The 21,981-nt window shown below is 58.7% G+C and carries 16 protein-coding genes and 1 pseudogene; 10 read left to right on the forward strand and 7 right to left on the reverse strand.

The genetic code is table 11. The features are described from left to right. Position 1: 1 nt before the first annotated feature. Positions 2-1,528, reverse strand: coding sequence for an ABC transporter substrate-binding protein (locus tag ASC90_RS23535; RefSeq protein WP_056545888.1), 1,527 nt, complete (start codon positions 1,526-1,528; stop codon positions 2-4). Positions 1,529-1,775: 247 nt separating this feature from the next. Between ASC90_RS23535 and ASC90_RS23540 the strand changes: the two genes are divergently transcribed. The 3 genes and pseudogenes from ASC90_RS23540 to ASC90_RS30130 all read left to right on the forward strand — a co-directional run. Further along, positions 1,776-2,837, forward strand: coding sequence for a PHB depolymerase family esterase (locus ASC90_RS23540; protein ID WP_056545890.1), 1,062 nt, complete (start codon positions 1,776-1,778; stop codon positions 2,835-2,837). A gap of 73 nt (positions 2,838-2,910) precedes the next feature. Further along, positions 2,911-3,129, forward strand: a complete 219-nt coding sequence (locus ASC90_RS23545) for a DUF982 domain-containing protein (RefSeq protein WP_056545893.1) — start codon at positions 2,911-2,913, stop codon at positions 3,127-3,129. A gap of 149 nt (positions 3,130-3,278) precedes the next feature. After that, positions 3,279-3,496, forward strand: a pseudogene (locus tag ASC90_RS30130) (DUF1206 domain-containing protein); the annotation flags it as partial. Positions 3,497-3,595: 99 nt separating this feature from the next. On the opposite strand, the gene ASC90_RS23550 reads toward ASC90_RS30130, so the two are convergent. The 4 genes from ASC90_RS23550 to ASC90_RS23565 all read right to left on the reverse strand — a co-directional run bounded on the left by ASC90_RS23550 (position 3,596) and on the right by ASC90_RS23565 (position 11,397). Then, positions 3,596-3,874: a hypothetical protein gene (locus tag ASC90_RS23550; protein WP_056545895.1), complete on the reverse strand. Its 279-nt coding sequence runs from the start codon at positions 3,872-3,874 to the stop codon at positions 3,596-3,598. Between the two features lie 161 nt (positions 3,875-4,035). Next, on the reverse strand, positions 4,036-5,805 hold the full coding sequence (gene treZ / locus ASC90_RS23555; RefSeq protein WP_056545898.1) for a malto-oligosyltrehalose trehalohydrolase: 1,770 nt from the start codon (positions 5,803-5,805) through the stop codon (positions 4,036-4,038). A gap of 79 nt (positions 5,806-5,884) precedes the next feature. Continuing rightward, positions 5,885-8,353, reverse strand: a complete 2,469-nt coding sequence (gene treY / locus ASC90_RS23560) for a malto-oligosyltrehalose synthase (RefSeq protein WP_056545901.1) — start codon at positions 8,351-8,353, stop codon at positions 5,885-5,887. 188 nt (positions 8,354-8,541) lie between these two features. Next, positions 8,542-11,397 carry a winged helix-turn-helix domain-containing protein gene (locus ASC90_RS23565; protein ID WP_056545903.1) on the reverse strand — a complete coding sequence of 952 codons (2,856 nt, stop codon included), beginning with the start codon at positions 11,395-11,397 and terminating at the stop codon, positions 8,542-8,544. 170 nt (positions 11,398-11,567) lie between these two features. Here ASC90_RS23565 and ASC90_RS23570 point away from each other — a divergent pair, with 170 nt between their 5' ends. After that, positions 11,568-12,323: a LuxR C-terminal-related transcriptional regulator gene (locus tag ASC90_RS23570; RefSeq protein ID WP_244480441.1), complete on the forward strand. Its 756-nt coding sequence runs from the start codon at positions 11,568-11,570 to the stop codon at positions 12,321-12,323. A 208-nt stretch (positions 12,324-12,531) separates the two neighbouring features. On the opposite strand, the gene ASC90_RS23575 is transcribed toward ASC90_RS23570, so the two are convergent. Beyond that, positions 12,532-13,971: a DUF1254 domain-containing protein gene (locus ASC90_RS23575; protein WP_056545907.1), complete on the reverse strand. Its 1,440-nt coding sequence runs from the start codon at positions 13,969-13,971 to the stop codon at positions 12,532-12,534. Between the two features lie 311 nt (positions 13,972-14,282). Between ASC90_RS23575 and ASC90_RS23580 the strand changes: the two genes are divergently transcribed. From ASC90_RS23580 to ASC90_RS23595, 4 genes are all read left to right on the forward strand, one after another. After that, positions 14,283-15,791: an alpha-N-arabinofuranosidase gene (locus ASC90_RS23580; protein ID WP_056545909.1), complete on the forward strand. Its 1,509-nt coding sequence runs from the start codon at positions 14,283-14,285 to the stop codon at positions 15,789-15,791. Between the two features lie 65 nt (positions 15,792-15,856). Continuing rightward, the gene (locus tag ASC90_RS23585; RefSeq protein ID WP_056546373.1) at positions 15,857-17,122 is read left to right on the forward strand and encodes an extracellular solute-binding protein; all 1,266 of its coding nucleotides are present in this window, start codon (positions 15,857-15,859) and stop codon (positions 17,120-17,122) included. Positions 17,123-17,222: 100 nt separating this feature from the next. Then, on the forward strand, positions 17,223-18,107 hold the full coding sequence (locus ASC90_RS23590; RefSeq protein WP_056545911.1) for a sugar ABC transporter permease: 885 nt from the start codon (positions 17,223-17,225) through the stop codon (positions 18,105-18,107). Further along, a complete protein-coding gene (locus ASC90_RS23595; RefSeq protein ID WP_056545914.1) occupies positions 18,104-18,946 on the forward strand; it encodes a carbohydrate ABC transporter permease in 843 nt (280 codons plus the stop codon). The genes ASC90_RS23590 and ASC90_RS23595 overlap by 4 nt, the downstream gene beginning before the upstream one ends. 61 nt (positions 18,947-19,007) lie before the next feature. Here the strand turns inward: ASC90_RS23595 and ugpC are convergent, their stop codons facing one another. Then, positions 19,008-20,084 (reverse strand): sn-glycerol-3-phosphate ABC transporter ATP-binding protein UgpC, encoded by a 1,077-nt coding sequence (gene ugpC / locus ASC90_RS23600; protein WP_056545916.1) that lies wholly within the window; start codon positions 20,082-20,084, stop codon positions 19,008-19,010. A gap of 310 nt (positions 20,085-20,394) precedes the next feature. Between ugpC and paoA the strand changes: the two genes are divergently transcribed. Together paoA and ASC90_RS23615 are read left to right on the forward strand one after the other, a co-directional pair. Further along, positions 20,395-21,033 (forward strand): aldehyde dehydrogenase iron-sulfur subunit PaoA, encoded by a 639-nt coding sequence (gene paoA / locus ASC90_RS23610; RefSeq protein ID WP_056545921.1) that lies wholly within the window; start codon positions 20,395-20,397, stop codon positions 21,031-21,033. Then, on the forward strand, positions 21,030-21,980 hold the full coding sequence (locus ASC90_RS23615) for a xanthine dehydrogenase family protein subunit M (protein ID WP_056545923.1): 951 nt from the start codon (positions 21,030-21,032) through the stop codon (positions 21,978-21,980). Before paoA ends, ASC90_RS23615 begins: the two co-directional genes overlap by 4 nt. Position 21,981: the final 1 nt, after the last annotated feature.

Raw genomic sequence — 21,981 nt, forward strand, 5'->3', positions numbered from 1 at the left:
CTTACTTCTTGATCGAGGCGTTCCAGAAATACGGCCAAGGAGCCGGGTCGACGCCCTCGAGCTTGTTGGACTCTGCCGCCACCGCGTTGAAGTCTCCGATCTTCATGAACGGCGCATCATCGTAGATCGCCTTCTGGACATTGGCCCACAGGGCCACGCGCTTGGCCGGGTCGACTTCCGAGGTGAACGCATCGACGGCGGCCTTGCGCGCTGGCGTGTCCCACCAGCCCGGCGCACTGGTCGACAGCGAGCCGATAAGGGCCGGCTCCGGGAGGAACGGACTGTGGCTGATGTAGATATCCCAAAGCTTCGGATCAGTACGGCGTTGTGTCAGCGTCGCCCAGTCAACGACCTGCATGTCGACGGTGAAACCGGCAAGCTTCAGATATTCGGCGGCAACCTGCGCCATCTTGTAGTGGAACTCATACTGGCGGCTGGTGAGGATGCGCACGGGCTCGCCGTTGTAGCCCGCCTTCTTCAGTGCTTCAGCCGCTTCCTCGGGTTTTGCTACATTGTAGTTGCCTTCAACGCCTGCATCCGTGTGCCAGGCATAGGCCTCGGGATAGATGTCGCCATCCAGCGCATAGAAATCGGTGCTTCCGAAGGCTGCAGCCATCATGTCTTCCATGCTCAGCGCATGGCGGATCGCTTTGCGCACCTCGACATTCTTCGCAACGCCTTCCTTGGTATTGAAAACGAAGACCGGATAACCGAAGGGCTTCAGCATGACCGGCTGCGACGCAGTGGAACCCTTCAACTTATCGAAGGATTCGACCGGGATGGAATCTACATAGTCATACTGGCCGGAAACCGCTGCCTCGACACGGGTATTCGGATCTGGGACCGGCACGAAGCGGATTTCGTCCAGGTACTGATGGCGAGCGCCGCCGTAGCCGTCGCTCTCACCGTCCCGCGACTTGTAACCATCGAAACGAACCAGCTGGATATACTGGTCGGCCTTGCGCTCCTTGAGCATATAAGGGCCGGTACCGATGAATTCCTTCATCGGCTCGTCCTGCTTCTCGGATGGAATGACGATTGCCGCCGAGTTGTTGAAGGCCAGTAGCGAGGTAAGCGGCGCATAGGGCTGCTTGAGCACGATCTTCACGGTCGCGGGGTCGACAGCAGCGATCGAGTCGATAAAACCGGCAACCTGCTTGCCGCGCGAGGCGATCTTTGTCCAGCGGTTCAGTGACGCGACGACGTCGTCCGAGGTCATGTCGCTGTTGTCGTGGAACTTGATGCCGGTCCGGAGCTTGATCGTATAGGTTTTGCCGTCCGCGCTGATTTCCGGCAGACTTTCGGCCAGCAGCGGCGTCACATTCCATTTCTTGTCGAACGTGTACAGCGTCTCGAAGATATGCTGCGTCACGATACCTACAAGGTCGGCCGTCGACGACATCGGATCAAGCGTCGGCGGTTCGCCGATGGTCGCGACGTTGATGACGCCACCCTTGTCCTGCGCCATCATGGCGGTCGGCATGGCGACGAGCGACGTGCCGAGAAGGAATGCGACGAAATTCTTCATGACTGGTTCCCTATTGTTCTATAATTATGTTGTAGCTAGTCTTACAACAGAATATCGAATGAGGCCCACCTGTCAATGGGCGACCTGGGATTGGCTGAACGTGCCAGTGGGCGGGATCGTCGGAACATGATTGCGCCACCACGCTGAAGCGGTCCCGATACTAAATTTGTGCAGTGCAGCAACTTTTGCTCTTCGATCTCGTTTAGGCTCATCATTGCCAACTTGGCCATGACAGCTAGGAGACCAAATGCGATCCCTGTGCGACACGCTCGAGCGCCTTGCTCGCCTGAGTCGCCATACCCATCCCCATGAGCCCGCTTCCCGGCTTGCCGATCTGGCATTCAGGCCAAACCCGGGTGAGCTGTCCGCAAGGTTATACGTACCGACGGCACTGGCCCACCAGCCAGCGCTCGTGGTGGTGCTCCACGGCTGCACTCAAACTGCCGCGGGATATGATGACAGCTCAGGGTGGTCGACACTTGCCGATCAGTTCGGGTTCGTCGTCCTCTATCCAGAGCAGACACGCGGCAACAATCCCAACCTGTGTTTCAACTGGTTCCAAACGGACGATATCCGTCGCGATCAGGGGGAAGCGCTTTCGATCAGGCAGATGATCGAGACCGTCGTGATAACACACGGAATCGATCGGAAGCGGATATTCGCGACCGGGCTGTCCGCGGGCGGCGCGATGGCCAACGTGATGCTCGCAACCTATCCGGACGTCTTTGCCGGCGGAGCAATCATCGCCGGTCTGCCATACGGAACCGCTTCCACCATTCCAGAGGCATTCGACAGGATGCGCGGTCACGGACTGCCTCGTGCTCCCGAGCTTGCGGAACTCCTCGTCAAAGCAGCTCCCTCTGTCCGCTCTTGGCCGACCGTTTCCATCTGGCACGGCACGGCGGACAAGACGGTCTCCTCGGCCAACGCTATCGCTCTCCTGGACCAGTGGCGTGGGGTTCACAAGCTGAATTCCGAACCAACGGCGATAGAGACGGCAGATCGAGATACGACGAAAGTGTGGAAGGACGATGCGGGCCAAGTCCTTATCTCGTATCACGCCATATCTGGAATGGGCCACGGAACGCCGATCGACGTGGCCAGCACCGGTGAGAAGGCGGCGCCTTTCATGATCGACGTGGGTATTTCCTCCACCCGCCAGATTGCCTACGAGTGGGGTCTTACTCCATCCTTTGAGAAACGACACGATAGTCCCACTGGCAATCCTTCACCGGACAATACCGGGCGACCCGGTGGTATTCAGGAAACGATCGAAGCAGCATTGCGATCGGCGGGGCTGATGAAATGACCTTCCCGGGTACCCATCTTTGTGGGAACCAGTACTTCACTGGCTTTACTGTACTCGTGATTGGAGCCCGGCAATGTTGGTACACCGATGGAAAAAACCGCTCGTGCTGGGGGATAGCCGTATGCGCATCGTTGTCGGCTCTCCCGAAGAAGCCTTGACCTGGCTTATCCATGAGCCGAACCAGGGCACGACCAAATGGCAGCGTGCGTGGACAGCTTGCGTGGCGTCCATCAAGGGTCAGGTTGGTGCGGAAGACGCCAGAACCGCGGTTCAACTCGCGGCCATGCATTAGGCCGACTGTTCGGACGCTGTTGGAGTTCCGACCGCCGCCGCGCGGCCTTCCCTGTTCGATCCGCCGGTTTGCTGGAACCGTTTTGTCCTATCTCCGTTTCCGTTGGAATCGGAAGACAAAAGGTATGGACGGAACCGAGTTCGCATGGTTTGCGGACCGGATATGGCGAACTGGGAATCGTATTTCTTCTCACAGCCGGTTTGGCAGTCTTCTCGGGATCCGGGAGTGGAAAACCGGATACGAAGGCCGCTCTGGATACCCTGTTGAAGCAACCGTTGGGGAGGTATGGCTTAGCCTTGCGGCGGTTGGCTTGCTTGGATTTGTAGCCTGGCGACTGGCTCAAGCGCCCGCCAACGCGGACAGCCATGACGATAATCATCAGGGCTACTGCATACTACGAGCCGTAACCCTCCCCGGCAGACGTGCCCTTGATTGCTCCACAGGCGACGGGCCGTTTTCGCGGGCGCTAGTTCAAAAGTCCCGCCGGTTTCCGGTTCGCAAACTGATAAACGAGCATAATGCCTTGTTCGAGGAGCAATTCGGCCGCCTTCATATCGCGGGCACCAAGGTCTCCAGTCAGGCCTCGGATCGTATTCGCGACGCTCATGGAGTTTGCAACGAAACGGGTATCGCCCTCGTCATCGGCTTCCCCGGCGCTTGCTTCCAGGGCGTCGGCAACGGTGTCGAGAAGGCTGGCCCGTTCGAAAATCGTCATCTCATCCAGTGTCTTAGATATGCCATTCATGATTGTCTCCTCGCGCGGACCGTGGGGGTCGCAGCGTCGGTTGCTCGATGAAGCCTTGGCGGTAACCGGGAGATGGAGATGGCCATGGCCGGACGCAAGTCATGGCTGCCGTGCGCTTGCCGCATGTCAACTGCCCAGCTCTCGCGGACAAAGGCATTCGGCTATTCATCTGCGGTCCAGTAGACGGTCCAGGGGTCTATCCGAGTGTTCGTGCTGCCGCCGGTGCACCACAAGATCTGGCCGGTCAACATGCCGTCAAATGGTTTGGAAGATGGCGACAGGTTGGCAACGAGCTGCAACCGACGTTCAGCGCCCAGTGTCCAGGTCACCCTCAGAACATCGTCCGACGAGGAACCAACGGCCTTGCAATCTCCAAGGTATGGGACGAGCTCCCTCTGACGGATCTGGATGAGATTCCGATACAGTTCAAACCTCTCAGAAGACTCGCTGCTGGATAGTTCGTTCCAATCTAGTTTGGCTGAAAGGAAGGTCTGGATATCGGCTGGGTCGGGCGTCGACTCCGCGCATTTTTCGCTGAACCCCGGCAACTTCGAGAGCTCCTCGCGCCTACCCTGGCGCACGACCGCGTTGAGCTGGTCATCGAAATCGCAGAAGTAGGGAAAGGGCGTTGTGGCGCCCCATTCCTCGCCCATGAAGATCATCGGGATTTGCGGAGAAAGCAGATAGACGCCGGCGATTGCTTGCATCGCTTCAGGTGTCGCAGTGTGTGATAACCGATCGCCGAACGCACGGTTGCCGATCTGATCGTGGTTCTGGATGAAGGAGATAAATGCTGTCGGCGGGAGGTGGCTGCTTGGTTCGCCACGAGGTGCTCCTCGATACGCCATCTCTTCGCCCTGGAAGACAAAACCTTCGGCCAGCGCTTTGGCGAGCTTTGCGTCGTCATGAGCAAAATCGGCATAATAGCCGAAGTCCTCTCCGCTTGCCGTCGCATGCAGGACGTGGTGGATGTCGTCATTCCACTGCGCGGTAAACAGGAAAGCTCTCCCCCTTTCGTCGCGCTCGAGGAGCGAGCTGGCGTTGTCCTCGTTTTCGACAACAAGATGGAGATGGCGGCGTCCCGCTGCCGCGCGTGCGTTTCGGGCAATAGCCTTCAACAGATGTTCATCGCTGTCGTCCTTGATGGCGTGTACGGCGTCGAAGCGAAGTCCGTCGACCCGAAACTCGTCGACCCAGTAGACAACGTTCTCGACGATAAACTTCCGGACCTCAGCCGAGCCTTCGTCATCGTAATTTATGCCGGCACCCCAGGACGATGCGTGCTTGTCGGTAAACAGCGGGGCGTAGGAAGGCATATAGTTGCCGTCGGGTCCGAAGTGATTGTAAACCACGTCGAGAAAGACCGAGATGCCCCGCCGATGGGCCGCGTCGATCAAGTCCTTCAAGTGTTCCGGCCGTCCGTAGCTCTCGTCCGGAGCATAGGGGAGCACGCCGTCATATCCCCATCCCCGCCTTCCTCGGAACTGGTTGACGGGCATGAGTTGGATAGCCGTGACGCCAAGGTCGCAAAGGTGGTCAAGCCGCTCGATGGCGGCGAGAAAGGTGCCTTCCTCCGTGAATGTGCCTGTGTGAAGCTCGTAGACCACCATCTCGTTCCACGGTCGCCCGACCCAATCCGGGTTGGACCAGGGATAGGCTTCGGCACCGACAACCTCGCTCGGGCCGTGCACGTCGTCGGGCTGCGAGCGGGACGCAGGGTCCGGCACGGCCGTTCCGTTGCCCAACACGAAGCTGTAGCGTGTGCCCTGCCCTGCCCCTGCGACACAGAGTTCGAACCATCCCCCTTCCGCAGTCGTCATGGGGGTGTCCGTTCCTTGAGACCGCAGGGAAACCGACACCTCCTTTGGTGCCCAGAGCCGGAACGTGACCCCCTGCTCATCGAGCATTGGTCCGAACGAGAATCCTGTCATGGCTGCCCTTCCCGGAATTCGAGTGAATGGGGATGAACAGCCGCTGCGCGGCAAAGTTCCGCTCGACCTCCCGCTGTACTCAAGCGCAAGACTCGATCAATGCTACTGGCTGCCCTCCCAAGAGTTCGGCAAGCGGCAATATGCCGCCGGGATCGAGGATCCGCCCGGTCAACAGCTCGCATTTCCGGCCTTGAAGCAATTCGGGAAGGACAATGTGGGTATCTGCCCAGAATTCCGGACCTGCAAAGCGCGTTCCAGGGTCCACCCGTCGCAGCATCAAACGCGGCGCTACAGTGATCGTATAGTCTCCGTTTAGTACTCTCGCAAAGGCGACGGCGTGTTGCTTTCGGCTGCCGGTTGCCATCAGCGGCAGGTAACGTCCATTGGCGAACAAGGCGGGGCGACGGTTGCGAAGGTGCAGGCCAATCTCGACGACTCGCTGTTTCAGGGCCGCAGCCGTCAGTTGGCTGGCAGATCCGCCGTCGACGAGCATGGCGGAAAGCACCGTCAGGTCGACCGGCCGGCGGTTATCGGGATCGACCAAGCTGAAATCCAAAGCCTCGGCGCCTTGATAGATGTCGGGAATACCGGGTGCTGTCAGCTTGATTGCCGTCTGGGACAGGCTGTTCACGTAGCCGGCGGCCACCAACGGCTTCAGCACCTTCGAAAAGTCCGTTTCAAAGGCGAGGCGTGCAAAAGATGAAATTGCCGCAGCATAAGCCCTTACAGCATCTTCATAATCCGGATCAGGTTCATCCCAGCTTGTCCGGAGCTTCGCTTCGCGAACCGCCTTTTCCGCATAGTCGACAAAGCGATTGCTCAATCCTTGGTCCAAGCCTTGACAGAGGTCGTCCGGCCAGACGCCTGCAAGCGCTTGATATAGCATCCACTCCACATCCGGTGCCGGAGCTACCCCGGCATGAAGCTCGACCACCTGGTCCCGGTTCATCTGCCGCCAGCGGGCGACGCCGCTGCTCCACATACCGGGGTCTTCGCTCAGCGCATAGAGGCGGGCACGAGCGTCTTCGCCGCGCTTGGTGTCGTGCGTCGACGTGGCCGAAAGTCCGTGCGGCTGCAGCTCGGCCCGTTCCTGCATCAGCTGGTGGAAGGCATTTATGCCACCTGGCGGCTCACCTGGCTCTCCCCCGACCTCATTTGCCGCGAGCAGGCGGTTATGGCGATAGAAGAGCGTGTCCTCCATCGCCTTGGCCATGATCGGACCGCTCAATTGCTGAAAACGGCGCTGGAACTCCTCCGACGGAGACGCGTTGCCGACCAGCCGCGCTACCGCATCGAGGGCTTCTCGGTCAGAAAGCTTATCTCCGGCTTTCGATGCGATCTCGGAGAGCAGCCTGGAATCCGTTGCTTGCATTTCGCGCGCGCGGCCATAGGTGCGGTAAACGGGAAAGGCGATCAGCAACTCCTGGATTGCAGCCGCGAGTTTCGATCCTTCCACCTCGGGCCGGGTGATACCGGCCAACCGAACCAAGCGAGAAACTTCACCTTCAAAGTTACGCTCCACCATCCGTTTTTTGGCGGCACGCAGCCCAGCGGCGAAGTCGGCGGTTTCGGGCGAGATCGCGCCGTAGGCGGCGCCGAGGTCCCTGAGCCCGTCGCCATCGATGTAGATTGCGCTGAGCGCCGCGATGAATTCGTATCCGGTCGTTCCCTCGACAGGCCAGTTCTCGGGCAGGCTTTCGCCCCGGCCCAGAATTTTCTCGACGACGATGAAGGTTTCCGGACCCGTCTCCGCGCGCAGCCTGTCGAGATAGGCGGCTGGATCGGCAAGGCCATCGATATGGTCGATACGCAAACCATCGACGTCGCCGGAGCGGACGAGGTCGAGCACCAGCCTATGGCAGTCAGCGAACACCGCTTCATCCTCGACACGCAAGCCAACGAGCCCCGTCACCTCGAAGAAGCGCCGATAGCTCAAATGCTTCGCCGCCTCCTTCCAGTGGGTGAGGCGCCAATGCTGGAGATCGTGGAGGCGCGAGATCGAGGCGGTATCGCTCGGAATTCCGACGATCCCCCCCGTGCTTTGCGGTTCCAGCGGCAAGGTGGTCTCAAGATATGAAATAACCAGCTCACCGCTCTGCGGATCGCGCTGCAGCCGCAGGTCGCCATCAGCCAGTGCATTGTCAAAAGGCTTGCCGAGGATGGGCAGTGTTACGCGTTCGTTCCAGTCGATATCAAAATAACTCGCGTAGCGGCTCTTCTGGCCATGCTTAAGCATATCGGCCCACCACGCATTCTCCACCGAAGCGGCCATATGGTTCGGCACGATGTCAAGAATCATGCCAAGACCGGCATCCTTCAGCGCCGCGCAGAGACGTTGGAAGCCGTCCATCCCGCCAATGGCGGGATCGATCTCGTTGAAATCAGTTACGTCATAGCCATGGGTTGACCCCGACGTTGCGGTGAAGATCGGAGAGGCATAGAGGTGGCTGATACCGAGCCTCTTGAGATAAGGTACCCATTCGGTCGCGCGGTCTAACGTCATGCCGTTCCGAAACTGGATTCGGTAGGTTGATGTGGGGAGCTTCATGTGCCGTCTTTGTTTGGAGGACGGTGGCGAACGGGTGAAGAGAGTTTTTGTTCCGTGATGATCTGCGCCGGGTGAGGACGGACCATGACGTTGTCGGAACTCGACGGCCTTCACACCTCGCCTCTAGATCACGCTTCTCCTCCAGTCTGCCGAGTCCCGAGGCAGGGAGAACGGGGCGGCTGCAACGATCAGGTGCGTGCCGGAGAATGGCCGATCAATAATTTCGCTCGAGACAATTTTGGGTTGGCAGCGCCCTCGGAAAATTGATTGCAGATGGGAAGCAACGTGGTGACTACGTCGGGCTCCTCACCGTTGGCCTCGAGAAATTCAACGAGGCTTATGCCGGCCGCAAGTTGCCAATAGATCGCACCTTGTGCGGCAGCCTGTCGCATTGCTTGATCAAGCAGGTCCCTGACAATCGACGGGGCGCTAGCGCCCTGGTCCCGGAGAATTTCTCCTTTCTTTCGCAGGAGTTCCGGCACCATCCATCGGCAGCCCTTCTCCTCTGCGAAATCCAGAGCCCCTCCAACTTCCAGCAATGCCTCGTTGAAGCGCCCCAAACCCTGCAGGGCTGATGCAAGCTCGCTGAGAAAGAAAGGATAAAACAACAGGTACGTCGCTTCTCGCATCTCGTTGAGACCCGACCTGAGAGCGGCGATGCCATCCGCCGGCTTGCCTCGCCTGGATGCGAGGCTGCCTTCGACGCACAAGCCTACCGCATGGAAGGGGCGCAGGCCGTGTTTGATTGCGTGTTCCTTGAGCTCGTCGCCCCACTCTTTCGCTCGATCAAGGTCATCGAGGCTTAGCGAAACGAAAGCCGCCGCCCAAGCGAGAGCAACACAAAGAACGAACGGCTGCCGGGTTTCTCGGGCCTCTCGAATGGATAGCTCCGCTGTTCGGGCCGCAGTATCGAGCATCCCGAGCGAAATCAGGTTCACCGAATTATGGGCCATGGATGACGTCCGGATGTCCGCGCCAAGTCTGAGCATGTCGCTCCGACGATTGTCGGAGGGAAGATGCCCGGCAGCCCATTCAAGCTGCCGCAGAGCTTCCCTGTGTGCAGCCCGGTATGTTTCGGGTATTCCAACCAGCCAAGCAGCAGTGGCCCTCGAATGCACGTCGCGTTCCTTGGCCACGCTTTCGTACTCCCGCGCAAAGGCAAGGGCATCGCCCAACTCCATCGACCGGGCGGAAAACAGCCACAGTGCGCAGGTCACTCGCTGCTGATAGTCGAAGTCGCCGAATGTCTTCGCCAGGTCTAGCGCACGGACAAGCACCTCCCTGCCACGGCGGCTCATGCCTTCGGTGTAGATCAACGCGAAACCCAAAGCGCATTTCAATATCATTTCCGTGCGGGTTCCGCTCTCCTCGCCCATGCGATCAAGCGCGCGTTGTGCCCATTCGCCCCCCTCCCCGACCAGAGAAATGGCAGTCCAGAAATCGGTCGTAGCGGCGGCGAGCCTGCCACCCAGAATTCGATCCCCGTCGGAAGATAGCGCCCAATTCAATGCGGCTCGGAGGTTGTCTATTTCTCGCCGGTAGATGCCCGTGTTCTCGATCGCGGCCTGGAGTTCGCGTTCGTCGGAGAATGGCCGGTACAGCTTGAGAAAATACTTTGTAAAACGGCGCATGGTGCGACGGTAGTCTTCTTTTACGCCCAGTTTATCCAGCGAATAGGCTCGAACCGTTTCCAGCAGGCGCCAGCGCGGAGCGGAATCGGAACCCTCGAAACTTATCAGAGACTTGGACACGAGATTGGAGATACCGAGAGCTGTTTGCGCTTCACTTTCGTTACCGACAGCCGTCGCAGCGTCCAAAGTAAATCCGGCAGGAAACGTTGCCAGGTTGCAAAGAAGCCGGCGTTCGTTCTCTGGAAGGAGTTCATAGCTCCAGTCGAGGGTGGCGCGTAGCGTCTGGTGGCGTGGCAATGCCGTTCGTCGTCCCCCCGTCAGCAGCACGAAACGATCGTCAAGTCTCCCCGCTATTTGTTTTATCCCGAGTGTCGCAGCGCGGGCCGCGGCGAATTCTATCGCGAGGGGAATACCGTCCAGATGCCTGCAAATCCCGGCAATTGCAGAGAGCTTCTCCCGATCGGGAGCAAACTCCCGCTGCAAGGCGCGCGTACGTGCGACGAAGAGCTGTATGGCACTGTGCTGCAATGCATTGCTTGCCTCTCCATCGGCGGGCACCTCGAGCGGCGGGACACGGTAGGCGAATTCCCCGTCGATGCGCAGAAGCTCTCTGCTCGTTGCCAAGACCGAGACATTTTTGCAGGTCCGGACGATCGCTTCGATGATCTCTGCCGCTGCATGGACAACGTGTTCGCAATTGTCGATGACCAGGAACATCTTTCTGCTGCCGATGGCCCGCGCAACCAGATCCACGGAAATCTCGTCGCCCTGGAGATGAAGGTCGAGCGCCTGCGCCAAAGCCGTCGGAACCAAGCCCGGATCCGAAAGCGGGACGAGTTCGACGAAGAACGCATTGCAATCGAGCGTGGGCAGCAGTCTTCGCGCAATCTCCGACGCCAGCACGGTTTTTCCGATCCCACCAGGCCCGGTTAGCGTCACCACCCGATAGGCCGATGTCAGCGCTTGAACTTCGCTGATTGCAGCCTCGCGACCGATGACATCGGAGGCCGCGGCGGGAATGTTTGTATGGAATGTCTCGTCGTTGAAACGCAGTGATAGGCCGTGGGACGTCGGCGGAGGTCGATGCGCCGGACCATGACACGCCCAGTTTCCGAGGAGGCGATACCCGCGGCCAGACACCGTTTTTAGAAGGTTGCGATCCTTGCCTAGAGCTTTGCGTATGGCTGAAATGTGAACCTGAAGCGTGTTGTCCTCGACGATCACGCCCGGCCAAACCCGTTTCATGAGGTCGTCTTTGAAGACCACCTCTCCCGCGGAAACGACCAGCGCCTCCAGAATTTCGAATGCCCGACTTCCAATTGGAACAGGCGCTCCGAGTGCACGTAGCTCGCGCTTTGCGAGATCGAGTTCCCACCCACAGAATTCGAAAAGGCCGAGCTCGATCTGTCCCAATGCAATCCGTTCTCTGTTGTTTGAACCATGATAATTTAGGGGTTATGAAATCACAAGGAACCGACAGCCAAATAAACACCACATCGCCGCAAGCATTTCAGAAATTTTCAGGTTCTCTCATGCCACTTAAGACGACCGCGCTCCCGCGATGCGGTACAAGCATGCATGCAGTGCGTAGCGACCGCCCAGTTCAACCACTGGCAACGAAAATCATCCAGAGATGGCGAGCCGCAAAAAATTCTCACCGACTAGCACAGGAGAATGGCATGTACAGTGGCGATATATTCCAGCGTATTAGCATGAAGAATCGTGCGCCAGAAAGAGATGTTCCGACGGTCTTTGTTGTCAGTAACGACGACGTGATCAAAGAAACCCTTTCCAGCAGTGTCATCTTGCATGGATGGCGGTCGAACATCTGCACGTCCGCTAGCGAGTTCCTTGAGATCGAGCGATCCAAGACGTTTGGATGCGTCGTGATCGATGCCAGCATTCCCGACCTTACGGCGCCAGCCTTGATGCAGCTCTTGCTTGCCGCGATCCGGTGGCCAGTCATCCTCCTAACTGGACCGGACGAGGCTATTGCAATGGGTGACGCGGCGAAATTGCATGTTGCTCTCGTACCGAAAAGTGCGGAGGGCAGCACGCTGCTCAATGAGATCCATTCTGCGATTGATGCAAGCGCCGAGACAAGACATCTCGACACACGCTTTCACTCATTGTCGCCTCGTGAGCGCCAGGTAATGCAGTTTGTGGTCGAGGGTCTGCTGAACAAACAAGTCGCCTACGAGCTTTCCATCAGCGAAATCACTGTAAAGGCGCATCGCGGACAGGTTATGCGAAAGATGAATGCCCGTACCTTGCCAGATTTGGTTCACATGGCAACGAAGCTCGACCTCGGTCGCCGGCTTGCGCAAATGGACGCCTGACAACGTTGCACAAGGACATCATCCGTTGGTTCGTGGCGACATCGAAATACAACGCAGCTTCGAAAAGGAAGATACCCTGCCCCGTCTCGTGGAGCCGGTGCCTCGGTTGTTCGAGCATCTGCCGTTTTCAACACAATCCATCCGATAGCGAACATTGACGTCCGCAATCGGATGGATTCTAGGGGACCGTAAAACGACGCTAGCGGCGTTACCCCGCTTTTTTGACCGCCGGGATTACCCATGATCCGTTGAGTATCGACGGCGGCTTGTCGTCCGGCCAATAGAGCCGCATCATCAGAATGAACTTGCCCTTTGGTGCGGGGAGCCAATTGGATTCCTTGTCGGAACCCGGGGATTTGTTCTGGATGTAGATGTCGACCGAACCATCCGCATTGGGCTTCAGATCCTGACGCGCGCTGATCGAGTAGCGGTCGATCGGATTCTCGACGAAAAAGTACTTCTCGTTATACATCGTTATCGACCAGAACCCACGCACGGGTGGCATCTGTCCTTTGGGGAAGTTCACGACGTAGTTCTCCGATCCGTGATAGGCTCGGGAGAAAAGTCCGTCTTTCGATTTCGTCGACGTCGGATAAATGGCATCCTCAGGGCGGTTGGCCCCAAGCCCGATGGCTGCAATGAGAGCCCGCTGCACATAATCGGTGCCGTAGATGCCGGTCTTGGTGGTGTAGCCCCAGCCGTTGATATCCTTGACGTCACCGTCGCTGAGCTTGAAATGCAACATGATGCGCCCGAAGCCAATCTCCGGGATGCGCTTGATGAACCGCGCGTCCAGCTTGCTCTTGTCGAAATCTTGTCCCGGAACAATGCCGATTTCGGCCATCTTGGCCACCATGTCGGCGTCGGCGGCAGTTGGCGGATTGGTCTTCAGCAACTCGCTGAGCAGCGTGAAATACTCGACCGCATCCATTGCGTTGACCTGCTCGCGGACCGCCGTCTTCATATCGATCTTGGGATTGACCTTCCCGAGCGGGGGAGTCCATTCCTTGCCGTAGCTGCTCAGCGGGACCAGCTTGCATTCGTCCTGCAAGGCGTGCACCGCCTTGTAGTCCTCCGGCGTGCCAGTGCAGTAAATGCGTCCGAGTAACCACACGATGCTGGTCGTCGCCTTGTATTCGGTGACGCCGTCAGGCAGTTTTCCTTTCCAGCCGGGACCGGTGATGGCGTATGTCTGCGCTCCACCGCCTGTCGTTCTCTTGCCCGGCACCTCAAAGACGGTGGTCCATCCATCGAGCAACGGGAACAGGAAATACCGGTCCTTCATCTCAGGGATCGATAGCACCCACGGTTCCTTCTCCACGTCGATGAACGCTGTCGTGTACAGCGTATCCGCATTTGGCGCCGTGACATCGGTAAACGATGCGTCTGGGTATTCGCGCAACTTGATGATCTGGCCCATCGGCCCTTTCGTGCCCTTGACCTTGGCGACGTTGGTAATGACCCGCCGCGTCATCTCCATTGTGACCAGCGGATAGCCGTAGATGTATGCATCGACCGCAAGCCAAAAATCGCTTTTCCCCTCGAAGGGATCAAGGAGCGGATCGTCGAGAGCATGCGCAGGTGAAAACGAGGTTGCAGAAAGCAATGCGAGGCCGCCGAGCGACGCGGTACGACGTGTGACTTTCATTTTTTCCCCCCAAGGTCTGGCTTCCGTTCCGGGCCCGAATTGGCCTGCCAACGACTAAGCCACTCTCCAGTATTAGCATCATCTAAATCGATGATAAATACCAGGGAAGACCTATTGGGGAATGTGCCTGCGGGAGCATTCGAAGCTGAGACAGCGTCTGTCTCCGCTACCTATGGTATGCTCAAAGCGAATCCTCGTTGCATTTTCGCGAGGACGTCTCGGCAGCACTTGACGAACGCAATTGCTCAGGGCTTATTATACCGCATTGACGGATACAAACCGGATAATTCGATATACAAAATGGGGGGAGCATGGAGGCTCGAGTTACGGCGCACGCGCGCTATACGATCGCGGATATCGACAAGAGATTGTACGGATCCTTTCTCGAACACCTTGGACGGGCCGTCTACACGGGCATTTACGAGCCGGGACACCCGACGGCTGACGAAAACGGCATGCGCCGTGACGTTCTCGATCTGGTTCGAGGGCTCGACACGCCAGTCTGCCGCTATCCGGGCGGAAATTTCGTTTCTGCCTACAACTGGGAAGACGGCATCGGTCCCAAGAGTGAACGCCCCACCAGGCTTGATCTGGCCTGGCGCACGGCCGAGTCCAACCAGGTCGGCATTCACGAATTTGCGGATTGGGCGAAAGCTGCCGGCACCGAGATGATGCTTGCCGTCAATCTTGGATCCCGCGGGCTGGATGATGCGCGCAACTTTGTCGAATACGTCAACCATCCAGGCGGCAGCTACTGGTCTGACCTTCGCCGCAAGAACGGGCAGGCCGATCCCTGGAATGTGAAACTCTGGTGCCTTGGCAACGAGATGGATGGCCCCTGGCAGGTCGGCCACAAGACCGCGGTGGAATACGGTCACCTGGCAAACGAGACGGCAAAGGCGCTGCGCGCGTTCGACGACAGTCTGGAACTCGTCGTCTGCGGCTCGTCACATTCCGACATGCCGACCTATCCCCAATGGGAAGCGACGGTCCTGGAAGAGACCTATGATCAGGTCGACTACATCTCGCTGCACATGTATTTCGAGAACTACGAGAAAAAGACCTCGGAGTTTCTGGCCCTCCCAGAGAAACTCGATCGCTACATCGGCACGGTCGGCGGCGTCATCGACTATGTGAAGGCGAAGAAGCGCTCCAAGAAGGATGTTCGCATCTCATTCGACGAGTGGAACGTCTGGTACCACGAGCGACGCAGCGACTCCAAGCGCATGAAGGAGTGGGACTGGCCGCATGCGCCAGTGCTGCTGGAGGACGTATACAATTTCGAGGACGTGCTTCAGGTCGGCTGCATCCTCAATACCTTCATCCGAAGGGCAGACGTGGTGCGGATCGCCTGCATAGCGCAGCTGGTCAATGTCATAGCGCCGATCATGACCGCCCCGGGCGGCGCTGCCTGGCGCCAGACCATCTACTTTCCGTTCCAGTTCGCGTCCAACCATGGACGCGGCACGGCTCTTCGCCTCGATGTCGACTGCGCCCACTACGACGCCGATATCGCCGCAGGTGTCTCCTACCTGGACATCGCCGGCGTTCATGACGCGGACGCAGGCACGCTGACTTTCTTCGCGATCAACCGCCACGGCGAGGAGGCCATGACGATCGATCTCTGTGTCGAGGGTTTCGGCAAGGCCAAAAGTGTCGAGCATACGCTGATCAAGCACGACGATCTCGAGGCCCGCAACACAAAGGATGCACCGGAGACGGTTGTCCCGGTGAAGGCCAACGGCGCGACAATCTCAGGCAACGGCGCACAGGTCACCGTGCCTCCATACTCTTACTCGATGATCAGGATCACGCTTTGACTTTGGGGTGAAACATGTGAGCGGCGGGAGGCCGCGAGCAGAAAAGGGAGGAAAATACGATGAGAATGCTCAAACTTGCAAAGTGCATGCTGGTCGCAACCGCGCTCTTCGGGTCGGCTGCGCATGCGCAGGAAACTGTCGCCTGGTGGGATTTCCTCAGCGGTGGTGACGGCGTGCGCATGAAGCAGATGATCGCCGATTTCAACAAGGCCCATGATGGGAAGATCAAGATCGAGGCAACCACTCTGGAATGGGGAACACCGTTTTATTCCAAGGTCCAGACCTCGGCATCGGTCGGCGAGGCACCTGATATCATGACCTATCATGCCAGCCGCATTCCGCTGGCGGTCAAGCAAGGGATTCTGCAGGAGATCACCGCGGACGACTGGTCCAAGATGGGTCTTGCGAAAGACGCCTATGCCAAAACCACGTGGGGCGCCGTCTCGATCGACGACAAGCAGTATGCCGTCCCTTTCGATACCCATCCGATCGTGCTCTACTATAACAAGGATATTCTGAAGAAGGCGGGCCTACTGACCGAGGACGGCAAGCCGAAAGGGCTCGACAGCCGCGAGAACTTCGAAGCGACCCTGAAAGGGTTGAAGGCTGCTGGCGTGAAGTTCCCGCTCGGATCGGTTACCGCCGATGGCAACTTCATGTTCCGGACAATCTACTCTCTCATGGGCCAACAGGACGGAGAGCTGTTGACCGACGGCGAATTCCTCGCCGGTGACAACGGGGAGAAACTGCAAAACGCGCTCGCCCTTCTCCAGGGCTGGACCAAGGATGGCCTGCAGTCCACCTATACCGACTATCCGGCGACCGTCGCACTCTTCACCTCGGGTGAGGCCGCGATGATGATCAACGGGGTATGGGAAGTGCCGACCATGGTCGACCTTAAGAAGCAGGGTAAACTCTTTGAATGGGGTGCTGTGGAACTTCCAGTGCTCTTCGACCACGCTTCGACCTATGCGGACAGCCACACGTTTGCCATCCCTGCCAACAAAGGAAAGGAAATGACGGCAGAGAAAAGAGCCGCGGTCCTGGAAGTCATCTCATGGCTCTCCAAGAACTCGCTCTACTGGGCAAGTGCCGGCCACATCCCGGCCTACGGGCCGGTGACGGAAAGTGCCGAATACAAGGCCATGGAGCCGAACGCGAGCTATTCTCCGCTGACAGCCCACATGATCTTCGATCCGAAGACGCCGCTTGCCGGCGTGGCCGGACCGATCTTTGACGTGATGTCCACTTACTTCGTCCCCACGCTCAACAACGAGATGGATCCGGCCGAAGCCGTCAAGGAAATCAAGGTCGAACTCAACGATCTCTGATACCTCCCTCGACAGGTCGCGGTGCGTTGCCGCGGCCTGTCGAGACCCTCCCGACGCCCCGGATGGCGTCTTTCTGGAACGACGGAAGCTTGCGACAACCATGCTCAGGAACAAACGAAGCGAGGCCTTGATCGCCGCCGTGTTGGTCGCGCCTTTCGTCGCAATCTACGGTCTGGTCTTCATCTACCCGATGGTCAACCTCTTCATCACCAGCTTCACGGATGCCCCGCTGATCGGCAGCGGCGCCTATGTCGGGTTTGAAAACTATGCGCGCCTATGGGGCGAACGGCGCTTCAACATAGCCCTGTGGAACACCGCTTATTTCGTCTTGCTGACGGTCGTACCCGGGACCTTTGCAGCCTTTGCCATCGCGCTCGGAATAAACCGGCTTGCCGGACGGCTGCAGGCCTTCGTGCTGGCGCTGTTCTTCTTGCCCTATATTCTCCCGGTGTCGGTCGTCTACTTGATCTGGGACTGGACACTGAATTTCCAGTTCGGCATCGCAATGTATCTCTTCGACATGGTGGGCATAAGCCGGGTGCCGGTTTTCAAATCGACGACCTGGTTCATGCCGGCTGTCGCTTTCATCACCATCTGGTGGACTGCCGGCTTCTCCATTCTTCTGTTTCTCGCCGGCCTCCGCGCAATCCCGGCGGAGATCTACGAAGCAGCCGCTCTCGACAATGCGGGTCGATGGGCAACGTTGCGGCGGATCACCTGGCCGCTGATGTGGCCAATCACGGCCTTGGTTCTCACCATCCAGTTGATCCTGCAACTGAAGATCTTCGATCAGGTCTATCTGTTTTCGACGGGTGGCCGCCCCAACGACAATCTCGTTCTCGTGTACTATGTCTTCCAGCGTGCCTTCCAGTCCGACCAGGGAGGTCGCGCAGCCGCAGCGGCAGTCGTCCTGTTCGTGATTGTCATCGTCGTCTCGGTGATCAACTTCCAACTCACACGATTGTCGAAAGGAGGCGCGCGATGAGCCCGACCACGGCCAAGCGGCTCAACCTGGCGGGTTTTGCCATCACGCTGACCACCGTCATCATCGCCGTGCTATGGGCATTTCCGCTCTACTGGGGGGTCGTTTCTTCCCTGAAACCGGAGGACGAGGTTGTCCGGCCGTACATCGAATTGTGGCCGGACACCTTCACCATCTCGCATTACGTCTTTGCACTGACCCAGACACAGATCGGCACCTGGTACGTGAACTCGATCGTTACGGCGCTGGCGATCACGGTGCTGACCGTCGCATCGTCTCTGCTTTGCGGGTATGCGATTTCGCAGCTTGAATTTCCGCTCCGGCGCCCGCTCTGGTGGCTGATCCTGGCAAGTTTCATGGTTCCCATGCAGACCATGATCGTCAATCACTTCGAACTTATCGCAAGCCTCGGACTTCTCAACACCTGGAGCGGCATCGTTCTTCCGCAATTGATCCATCCGGTGATCATCATCGTCTACAAGCAGTTCTTCGACGGGGTGCCGAAGGATTTTCGCGAGGCCGCTGTGATGGACAATGCATCGGAATGGCGCATTCTGACGAGGGTCTACCTGCCGATGAACTGGGGGGTCACGGCGGCACTTGCGATCGTCACCTTCATCTGGTCCTGGAATGCCTTTCTCTGGCCATTCCTGGCCGTGACGCAGACCAACATGATGACCATCACCGTGGGCATTACGCAGGTCAACGATGCCTTCGGGGTCTATTATGCCCGACAGCTCTCCGCGGCCGTGCTTGCCGGCCTGCCTGTCGCAATCGCCTATCTCGTGTTCCAGCGCAGGGTGACCGAAGCGATCACCTTGTCGGCCGGCATCAAGGGGTGACGTCGAGGAAAGGAATTGCGAGCGATCCCTCCCCTCTCCGTCGGTGCGGAGTTTCTGCTGGTCAGTGCACGTGATGCGCCTTGCCGTCCTGGTCGAACAGGTGAATGGCACTCGTGTCGAAGGCTATGAAGACAGTATCGCCCGGCTGGATATTGCAACGCCCTGAATCCTGGGCAATCACTTCGGTTCCGTCCTTCAGGCTGCAATAGAGAAGCGTACGGTCGCCGAGCCGCTCAACCACACCAACCTTAGCGGGACTGCCTTGCGCGCTGGCACCCTCGCCTTCCAGGACCCGTACGGATTCCGGCCTGATCCCGAGTTCGTAACGACCGGGGCCTGACGGTGGCAGTGCGATTTTCAACTCAGGCCCCTCTCCCAGCCGCAGAGCCCCTCCGGGCAGCAAGTCCACAGGGAGGAAATTCATCGCCGGGCTGCCGACAAACCCCGCGACGAAACGCGATGCCGGCTTCAGGTAGACCTCCATCGGCGTGCCGATCTGTTCGATCCGGCAGTTGTTGAGTACGACGATCCTGTCGGCGAGCGTCATGGCCTCGGTCTGGTCATGCGTCACATAGATCATCGTCGACTTCATCCGTTGGTGAAGCTCCGCCAGTTCGACGCGGGTGCGCACCCGCAGCGCCGCATCGAGATTGGAAAGCGGCTCGTCGAGCAGAAAGGCCGTCGGATCCTTGACGATCGCACGGCCGATGGCGACGCGCTGTCGCTGCCCACCCGAAAGTTGGGCCGGCCGCCGTTCAAGCAGTTCATCCATCTCCAGCATTCTCGCCGCTTCGCTAACGCGCAGGTCAATGTCCCTTTCCGGCATGCCAATGTTTCGCAGCCCGAAAGCCATGTTCTCCCTGACGGTCATGTGGGGATAAAGCGCATAGTTCTGGAAGACCATGGCCAGGCTGCGCTGGCCGGGCGCCAACGTTTCGCTTCGTACCCCGTTTATGCTCAAGGCCCCACTGGTGATTTCCTCAAGACCGGCAATCATCCGCAGCAGAGTTGATTTTCCGGAACCAGAGGGGCCAAGAAACACCAAAAGCTCCCCGGATATTACTGTCAGCGATATGTCCTCGATGACCTTGACGTTGCCGAAGCTCTTGGAAACATTTTCAAGCCTGATTTCTGCCATTGGTTCCTCCCGAATAAACCATTCTTTCCGATATGTACCGGAAGTCAAGATATCATCGGGGCAAGGGAAGCCTCCACCACCAGACGGAAGCGTCGGCAGCCGCGAAACCGATCAGGCCGCCCGTGTCAAGGCGGCCTCTAGCCGCTGAAGGCTCCGGACCAATGCGCTGGCAGCAATCTCGCTGCACCGAGAACAAGGTCACGTTTTGGTTCTGTACCCTAAACAAATCCGTCAGGCCCCCTAGTTTCTGAAGCGGCTTCGCGCGCCCCTGGCCGCCGGCCTTTCCAAACGAAGCGAAGTGGAGCTGGACATGCAGAAACTTGTTCAACCGGAACTTTCCCGCCGGGAACTGCTTATCTCGTCGGCTGTGACCATCGCGGTCACCGGATCGGTCACCAGAGATGTGGCGGCACAATCAACAGGGAAAACAATGGATTACTCATCGAACGTGTCTTTTTCCGTCAACGGCGCGGCAAAACATCTCGACCTTGACAACAGGACGACGCTACTCGACGCGTTGCGGGAGCATCTTCATCTCACGGGTACGAAGAAGGGATGCGATCACGGGCAGTGCGGCGCATGCACAGTCATGGTCGACGGTCGCCGGATCAACTCCTGCCTGACCTTGGCCGTCATGCACGAAGGAGACGACATCACAACGATCGAAGGCCTTGGCGGTCCAGGCGATCTGCATCCGATGCAGGCCGCGTTCGTGAAGCACGACGGTTTCCAGTGCGGCTACTGTACGCCGGGCCAGATCTGTTCGTCGGTGGCCGTGCTCGCGGAGATCAAGGCAAACATACCGAGTCATGTCACAGGGGACCTGAACAGCCCCGTGCAGTTGACCGCGACCGAAGTTCGCGAACGCATGAGCGGCAACATCTGTCGATGCGGTGCCTACTCCAACATCCTCGACGCCATTTCCGAAGTCGGGGGGATGCGAGCATGAGAGCCTTCACCTACGAACGTGCCTCGTCAGTCGAAGCCGCGGCCAAGGCAGCCGCAGCAAATCCTGAAGCCAAGTTCATCGCCGGCGGCACGAACCTTCTCGATCTCATGAAGCTCGAGATTGAGACGCCGACGCACCTGATCGACGTCAACGGTCTCGGCGTGAACAAGATCGAAGCAACTCCGGAAAGTGGGCTGCGTATCGGCGCCCTCGTAAGCAATACGGACCTTGCTGCTCACGACGTAGTTCGTCGCGATTACGGCTTGCTGTCACGGGCGATCGTCGCGGGTGCGTCAGGGCAACTCCGCAACAAGGCAACGACGGCTGGGAACCTGCTGCAGCGGACGCGCTGTCCGTACTTCTACGACACCAATCAGCCGTGTAACAAACGGCAGCCAGGTAGCGGTTGTTCGGCCATCGGCGGATTCAGTCGCCAGCATGCGGTGGTGGGAGCGAGCGACGCCTGCATAGCTACCAACCCCAGCGACATGGCGATCGCAATGCGGGCGCTCGATGCGACGGTCGAGACGGTAAGCGCCGATGGGAGCGGACGTTCCATCCCGATCGCTGACTTCCATCGCCTGCCCGGCGAGACGCCTCACCTGGAGACGGTGCTGGATAGAGGCGAATTCATCACGGCGGTTCTGCTCCCGCCGCCCATCGGTGGCAAGCATATCTATCGCAAGGTCAGGGACCGCGCCTCCTATGCGTTCGCGGTCATATCGATTGGAGCGGTGATCCAGCCAGACGGAACGGGACGTGTCGCCGTGGGCGGCGTCGCCCCCAAGCCATGGCGGGTCGAGGCCGCGGAAGCCGAGCTTCCAAAGGGCGCGCGGGACGCGGCGCGGGGCATCCTTGCGGGCGCCCGACCCACGGAACAGAACCGTTTCAAGGTCGACCTCGTCGCGCGCACGCTCGGTGCGGTCCTTTCTGAAGCCAGGAGTTGAG

This window comes from Rhizobium sp. Root1220 (genome assembly GCF_001426265.1).
Classification (GTDB): domain Bacteria; phylum Pseudomonadota; class Alphaproteobacteria; order Rhizobiales; family Rhizobiaceae; genus Rhizobium.

Coding starts and splice junctions, on each gene's coding strand:
- ugpC (WP_056545916.1), bottom strand. CDS start 20,084: ATGGCAGAAATCAGGCTTGAAAATGTTTCCAAGAGCTTCGGCAACGTC.
- ASC90_RS23615 (WP_056545923.1), top strand. CDS start 21,030: ATGAGAGCCTTCACCTACGAACGTGCCTCGTCAGTCGAAGCCGCGGCC.
- ASC90_RS23550 (WP_056545895.1), bottom strand. CDS start 3,874: ATGAATGGCATATCTAAGACACTGGATGAGATGACGATTTTCGAACGG.
- ASC90_RS23590 (WP_056545911.1), top strand. CDS start 17,223: ATGCTCAGGAACAAACGAAGCGAGGCCTTGATCGCCGCCGTGTTGGTC.
- treZ (WP_056545898.1), bottom strand. CDS start 5,805: ATGACAGGATTCTCGTTCGGACCAATGCTCGATGAGCAGGGGGTCACG.
- ASC90_RS23545 (WP_056545893.1), top strand. CDS start 2,911: ATGTTGGTACACCGATGGAAAAAACCGCTCGTGCTGGGGGATAGCCGT.
- ASC90_RS23535 (WP_056545888.1), bottom strand. CDS start 1,528: ATGAAGAATTTCGTCGCATTCCTTCTCGGCACGTCGCTCGTCGCCATG.
- ASC90_RS23580 (WP_056545909.1), top strand. CDS start 14,283: ATGGAGGCTCGAGTTACGGCGCACGCGCGCTATACGATCGCGGATATC.
- paoA (WP_056545921.1), top strand. CDS start 20,395: ATGCAGAAACTTGTTCAACCGGAACTTTCCCGCCGGGAACTGCTTATC.
- ASC90_RS23595 (WP_056545914.1), top strand. CDS start 18,104: ATGAGCCCGACCACGGCCAAGCGGCTCAACCTGGCGGGTTTTGCCATC.
- ASC90_RS23575 (WP_056545907.1), bottom strand. CDS start 13,971: ATGAAAGTCACACGTCGTACCGCGTCGCTCGGCGGCCTCGCATTGCTT.
- treY (WP_056545901.1), bottom strand. CDS start 8,353: ATGAAGCTCCCCACATCAACCTACCGAATCCAGTTTCGGAACGGCATG.
- ASC90_RS23540 (WP_056545890.1), top strand. CDS start 1,776: ATGCGATCCCTGTGCGACACGCTCGAGCGCCTTGCTCGCCTGAGTCGC.
- ASC90_RS23585 (WP_056546373.1), top strand. CDS start 15,857: ATGCTCAAACTTGCAAAGTGCATGCTGGTCGCAACCGCGCTCTTCGGG.